The 6,506-nt window shown below is 60.5% G+C and carries 4 protein-coding genes and 1 tRNA gene; all 5 read left to right on the top strand.

The features are described from left to right. Window positions 1-54: 54 nt before the first annotated feature. The 5 genes from AAF563_18955 (at window position 55) to lon (ending at window position 6,437) form a co-directional block, all read left to right on the top strand. Window positions 55-139 (top strand) — tRNA-Leu (locus AAF563_18955). A gap of 73 nt (window positions 140-212) precedes the next feature. Further along, window positions 213-1,775, top strand: a complete 1,563-nt coding sequence (gene tig / locus AAF563_18950; GenBank protein MEM7123364.1) for a trigger factor — start codon at window positions 213-215, stop codon at window positions 1,773-1,775. A gap of 35 nt (window positions 1,776-1,810) precedes the next feature. Continuing rightward, window positions 1,811-2,476, top strand: a complete 666-nt coding sequence (gene clpP / locus AAF563_18945) for an ATP-dependent Clp endopeptidase proteolytic subunit ClpP (GenBank protein ID MEM7123363.1) — start codon at window positions 1,811-1,813, stop codon at window positions 2,474-2,476. Between the two features lie 165 nt (window positions 2,477-2,641). After that, complete coding sequence (clpX, locus tag AAF563_18940; protein ID MEM7123362.1) at window positions 2,642-3,904, top strand: ATP-dependent Clp protease ATP-binding subunit ClpX; 1,263 nt, start codon at window positions 2,642-2,644, stop codon at window positions 3,902-3,904. A 124-nt stretch (window positions 3,905-4,028) separates the two neighbouring features. Then, window positions 4,029-6,437 (top strand): endopeptidase La, encoded by a 2,409-nt coding sequence (gene lon, locus AAF563_18935; GenBank protein MEM7123361.1) that lies wholly within the window; start codon window positions 4,029-4,031, stop codon window positions 6,435-6,437. Window positions 6,438-6,506 lie beyond the last annotated feature (69 nt).

Below are 6,506 nucleotides of genomic sequence, written 5' to 3'. Positions count from 1 at the left end.
CGACTATATGGTCCCGCCCGGGCGGCTATCTGGCCGCGACGGCCGCGTAAGGCTGCGGGCGTGGTGGAATTGGTAGACACGCCAGACTTAGAATCTGGTGACGAAAGTCGTGGGGGTTCAAGTCCCTCCGCCCGCACCACGCTGAAGCCTCATCGCGCCGCGCGATCAACCCGCTGCCTGCCGTTAAACCCCGGAACCACGGTGCCCCTATCATGAACGTCACCGAGCAACTCGCCGAAGGTCTGAAGCGCGAGTACAAGGTCACCATTGAAGCCGACGACATTGCCGCGCGTATCGATGGCAAGCTCGCCGAGCTCCAGAAAACCGTCAACATGAAGGGGTTCCGCCCCGGAAAGGTGCCGGTTCAGCTTCTCAAACGCCAGTTCGGCCCTTCGGTCGTCAACGAGGTGATCCAGCAGACTCTGCAGGACAGTTCCGGCCGCGTCATTTCCGATCAGGGCGTACGCCCCGCCATGCAGCCGACGATCGAGGACATGTCCTATGACGAGGGCAAGGACCTGGAGTTTGTCATCGCGGTGGAGATCCTGCCGGAGATCAATACCGACGATTTCTCCGGCTACAAGGTCGAGCAGCTTTCCGTCGATGTGTCCGACGCCGAGGTCGACGAAGCGATGGATCGTTTACTCAAGGCCAACAAAGACTTTGAGGATACCGACGAGGGCTACAAGGCGGCCGATGGCGATTCGGCGCGTATCGACTTCACGGGCCGGATCGACGGCGAGGCCTTCGAGGGCGGCACCGCGGAAGATCAAACCGTCGAGCTGGGCGCAGGCCGGCTTTTGCCGGAGTTTGAAGCCGGGTTGATGGGCAAGAAAGCCGGCGAGAGTTTCACGATCGACGTGACCTTCCCGAACGACTACGGCGCTGAGAACCTGGCCGGCAAGACCGCCCAGTTCGAGATCAAGGTCCATGAGGTACGCAAGGCAAAGGCAGCGGAGTTGAGCGATGAGTTCGCCGCCGCCCAGGGCGCTGAGAACGTTGCCGACCTGCGCGACAAGCTGCGCGAGCGCCTGAGCCAGGAGTACAACGAGCTTGCACGCCAACGCACAAAACGCCTGTTGCTGGACCAGCTCGCCGATACCTACGATTTCGATGTGCCCACCGGCCTCGTCGACGGCGAGTTCGAGGCGATTTGGCAGCAAATCGAGGGTGAGCTCGACCGCGGGCAAAACCCAGACCAGGATCAAGGCCAGGGTGAGCCGGTTAGCGAGGAGCGTCGCGAGGAAATGCGCGACGAGTACCGCAAGATCGCGGAGCGTCGTGTGCGTCTGGGTTTGTTGCTTAGCGATGTTGGCACCCAGAACAACATTCAGATCACCCAGGATGATATGCAGCAGGCGGTGATCGACCGGGCGCGCCAGTTCCCCGGTCAGGAAGCGCAGATCGTCCAGCACTTCCAGTCCAACCCGCAGGCTATACAGGAATTGACGGCGCCGATTCTGGAAGACCGCGTCATCGACCATATCTTGAGCCAGGTCGAGGTGACGGAGCGGTCGATCACCCCGGATGAGCTGATGAAGGTCGAGCAGGAAGACGCCGAAGAGGCCAATCCGGCCGCCAGTGGCGAGGCCAAGCCAGCGAAGAAGGCCGCGGCCAAGAAGAAGGCGCCGGCGAAGAAGGCCGCCAAAAAGACAGCGGCCAAGAAGGCACCAGCCAAAAAGGCCGCGGCAAAGAAATCTCCGGCCAAGAAGACCGCAGCGAAAAAAGCGCCAGCCAAGAAGGCGGCCACAAAGAAGGATGATACGGACGCATGACGCGCAACCTGGTGACCGGTCTCGGCGAACCCGAAATGCGGGATCCGCTTGAAATCTACGCCAACACCCTGGTGCCCATGGTGGTCGAGCAGACCTCCCGGGGTGAGCGGGCCTATGACATTTTCTCGCGCCTGTTGAAGGAACGCATCATTTTCCTTACCGGCGGTGTCAACGATGCCGTGGCCAGCCTGATCTGCGCCCAGATGCTCTATCTGGAGGCCGACAATCCGACCAAGGACATCGCGCTCTACATCAACTCACCCGGCGGCATGGTGACCGCTGGATTGGCGATGTATGACACCATGCAGTACATCCGCCCCAAGGTCTCGACGCTGTGCATCGGTCAGGCCGCCTCGATGGGCGCGTTGCTGTTATGTGCCGGGGAGAAAGAGCACCGTTTCGCACTGCCCCAGTCGCGGATCATGATTCACCAGCCCTCGGGCGGCGCGCGCGGCCAGGCCTCGGATATCGAGATCCATGCCCGTGAAATTCTCTTTGTGCGTCAGCGCCTTAACGAGATCTTCGCGCGCCACACTGGTCAAGACATCGAGGTCGTGGAAGAGAACATGGAGCGTGACACCTTTATGACGCCGGTTCAGGCTCAGGAGTTCGGACTGATCGACCAGGTGGTTGAATCGCGTACTGAGACCATGACGGAAGCGGAAAATTCGGCTGATCCCACCGATCAGAGTAGCGAATAGGGAGGTGTCGGGCCTTTTCGCTGACAGGAACGTGTACCCGTATAGTGTTGCCAATTGTCCACAGTGCTACGACATATGTACAACATCTACCCGGGTACGCAGTTGTGCCGCGTTGCGGCTTCTAGTTAACATGCGCCAGCGATAGGCCCAGAAGGACCTCGTGCTATGACAAAAGGCGGCGGCGAATCCAAGAACACGCTCTACTGCTCTTTCTGCGGCAAGAGTCAGCATGAGGTTCGTAAGCTGATTGCCGGTCCGACGGTGTTCATTTGCGATGAATGCGTCGAACTGTGCATGGATATCATCCGCGAGGAGAACAAGAGCTCCATCGTGAAGTCGCGCGACGGTGTGCCGACGCCGCGCGAGATCAATCAGGTCCTCAACGACTATGTGATTGGCCAGGACTACGCCAAGCGCATCCTGTCGGTCGCGGTCCACAACCACTACAAGCGCCTGAACAACGGCGGGCGCCAGGATCAGGTTGAACTGGCCAAGTCCAACATCCTGCTGATCGGCCCGACCGGCTGTGGCAAGACGCTGCTGGCCCAGACGCTGGCGCGCATCCTGGACGTGCCGTTCACCATGGCCGACGCGACGACCCTGACCGAGGCCGGTTATGTCGGCGAGGACGTCGAGAATATCATTCTGAAGCTGGTGCAGGCCGCCGACTACAATGTCGAGCGCGCCCAGCGCGGCATCGTCTTCATTGACGAGGTCGACAAGATCGCGCGCAAGTCCGACAACCCGTCGATCACCCGCGACGTGTCGGGCGAGGGCGTGCAGCAGGCCTTGCTCAAGATCATGGAAGGCACCATCGCCTCGGTGCCGCCCCAGGGTGGCCGCAAGCACCCGCAGCAGGAGTTCCTGCAGGTCGACACGACGAACATTCTGTTCATCTGCGGCGGTGCCTATGCCGGGCTGGAGAAGATTATCTCCGATCGCGGCAAGACGACCTCGATCGGTTTCGGCGCCGACGTGCGCTCGCCTGACGAGCGGCGCACGGGCGAGATCCTGCGCGGTGTCGAGCCGGAAGATCTTCTGAAGTTTGGTCTGATCCCCGAGTTTGTCGGCCGCTTGCCCGTGATCGCGACGCTCGACGATCTGGACGAGGGGTCCCTGGTCAAGATCCTGGCCGAGCCGAAGAACGCCCTGATCAAGCAGTACCAGAAGCTGTTTGAGATGGAGGAAATCAAGCTGGCGTTCACCGATGACGCGCTGCGCGGCATCGCCCAGAAGGCGATCGCACGCAAGACCGGCGCGCGCGGTCTGCGCTCTATTCTGGAAGGGATCCTTCTCGACACCATGTTTGAGCTTCCCAGCCTTGAAGGTGTCGAAGAGGTCGTAATCAACCGCGAGGTCGTCGACCATGGCAGCCAGCCGTTGATGATCTACGCGGAACGCGAAGACGAGGTCGCACCGGCCTCGTGAGCGAACCGCTCTTGATCCGTCCCGGTGGGCGGACCATCTGTTCCAAGGTTTCCGTTAGGTCGGGTCCGGTCGGGCTAGGACGCAGGCCGATCCGATGCATTTTTGAGTACGGAGGTATTGTTACGTGAGCTTGACTCAAGGCGCTCTCTATTCCGTTCTGCCGTTACGCGACATCGTTGTCTTCCCGCACATGATCGTGCCGCTGTTTGTCGGCCGAGAGAAATCGGTGAAGGCGCTTGAAGATGTCATGAAGGACGACAAGCAGATCCTGTTGGTCGCCCAAAAAGACGGCTCCCAGGACGATCCTGGCGCCGACGACATCTACGATATCGGCACCGTCTCGACGGTTCTGCAGCTGCTGAAACTGCCCGATGGCACCGTCAAGGTGCTGGTCGAAGGCGGTTCTCGCGCAAAAATCGTCGAGCACACGCCCAACGAGGCGTTCTTCCAGGCCTATGCCGAAGTCCTGGACGACAAGGAATCCGACGAACGTGAGCTCCAGGCGCTTGCCCGCGCGGTGATCAGCCAGTTCGAGGAATACGTCAAACTCAACAAAAAGATCCCGCCAGAGGTCCTGGTCTCGCTCAACCAGATCGAGAACTACGGCAAGCTGGTCGACACGGTCGCGTCGCACCTGACCATCAAGGTCTCCGACAAGCAGGCGCTTCTGGAGATCGATTCGGTGCTCGAGCGGCTCGAAAAGGTCTATTCGCTGATCGAAGGCGAGATCGGCGTGCTGCAGGTCGAGAAACGTATTCGCGGCCGGGTCAAGCGCCAGATGGAGAAGACCCAGCGCGAGTACTATCTGAACGAACAGATGAAGGCGATCCAGAAGGAGTTGGGCGAAGGCGAAGACGGCCGCGACGAGGCCGGCGAGTACGAAGAGAAGATCGCCAACACCAAACTCTCGAAGGAAGCGCGAGAAAAGGCGCTGGCCGAGGTCAAGAAGCTTCGGACCATGAGCCCGATGTCGGCCGAGGCGACGGTGGTCCGGAACTACCTCGACTGGATGCTGACCATCCCGTGGAAGAAACGCACGCGCCTGAAGAAGGACCTGAAGCACGCCCAGCATGTGCTGGATAACGACCATTATGGTCTGGAGAAGGTCAAGGAACGGATCGTTGAGTATCTGGCGGTGCAACTGCGCCGTTCGAAGCTGAAGGGACCGATCCTGTGTCTGGTCGGACCGCCGGGTGTCGGCAAGACGTCACTGGGCAAGTCCATCGCGCGCGCGACCGGTCGCAATTTCGTTCGCATGTCGCTAGGCGGCGTTCGCGACGAGGCCGAGGTGCGTGGTCATCGCCGAACCTATATCGGTTCGATGCCCGGCAAGATCATCCAGGGCATGAAGAAGGCGAAGTCATCGAACCCGCTCTTCCTGCTCGACGAGATCGACAAGCTGGGTGCTGATTGGCGCGGCGATCCGTCGTCGGCGCTGCTTGAGGTCCTTGACCCCGAACAGAACTCGACGTTCAACGATCACTATCTGGAAGTCGACTACGACCTCTCAGACGTGATGTTCGTGACGACGGCGAACTCGACTCGTATTCCGCAGCCGTTGATGGATCGCATGGAGCTGATCCGTATCTCCGGTTACACCGAAGACGAGAAAGTTCACATCGCGCAGGAACATCTGATCCCTAAGCAGTTGCAAGCGCATGGCTTGAAGGCTGAAGAGTGGTCGATCTCCGAGGGCGCATTGCGCGACCTCGTGCGCTACTACACCCGAGAGGCCGGCGTCCGGAACCTCGAACGTCAGCTCGCCAATCTACAGCGTAAGGCGGTCCGCGATATCGTCGCCGACGGCGTCAAGGACGTGAAGGTGACCAGCCGCAATCTCGGCAAGTATGCCGGCGTGCGCCAGTTCCGCTATGGCGAGGCCGAGCGCGAGGACATGGTTGGCGTTACGACCGGCCTGGCCTGGACTGAAGTCGGCGGTGAATTGCTGTCGATCGAGGCGGTGGTGCTGCCCGGCCGCGGCAAGATGACGATCACCGGCAAGCTGGGCGACGTCATGCAAGAATCGGTGCAGGCGGCAAAGAGCTATGTCCGCTCGCAGGCGCCTGAACTGGGCTTGAAGCCGACGATTTTCGATCGTCGCGACATTCACGTTCACGTGCCCGAGGGCGCAACGCCCAAGGATGGACCGTCGGCCGGTATCGCCATGTTCACGTCGATCCTCTCCGCGCTGACCGGCATTCCGGTCAAGTGCACGGTCGCGATGACCGGCGAGATCACCTTGCGCGGACGCGTTTTGCCGATCGGCGGGTTGAAGGAAAAGCTCCTCGCGGCCCATCGCGGCGGCATCAAGACGGTGCTGATCCCACGCGATAACGAAAAGGATCTCGCGGACATACCCGACAACGTTAAACGCGGAATTGAGATCGTGCCCGTTGCGTCGGTCGAGGAAGTCCTGGAGCGCGTGCTTGTGGACAAGCCCGTGCCGATCGAGTGGACCGAGGACGATGCCGAGGCGGCCGAGAAAATGAGCAAGCGTTCCGACGATGATGTCGGCGATGTCATCACGCACTGAACGAGCACTTGTCATCCACATCAAATGGCGTTAATCCGCGCGTTACTGTTTGTCTGCGTTGACGCCATC

The organism is Pseudomonadota bacterium (assembly GCA_039028155.1).
Lineage (GTDB): Bacteria > Pseudomonadota > Alphaproteobacteria > SP197 > SP197 > JANQGO01.
Note: the sequence above shows the minus strand (reverse complement) of the source record. Positions and strands in the feature narration are given on the sequence as shown.

Bases quoted from the DNA above. Each gene is read 5' to 3' on its own strand.
- clpX (MEM7123362.1), top strand. From the start codon at position 2,642: ATGACAAAAGGCGGCGGCGAATCCAAGAACACGCTCTACTGCTCTTTC.
- tig (MEM7123364.1), top strand. From the start codon at position 213: ATGAACGTCACCGAGCAACTCGCCGAAGGTCTGAAGCGCGAGTACAAG.
- clpP (MEM7123363.1), top strand. From the start codon at position 1,811: ATGCGGGATCCGCTTGAAATCTACGCCAACACCCTGGTGCCCATGGTG.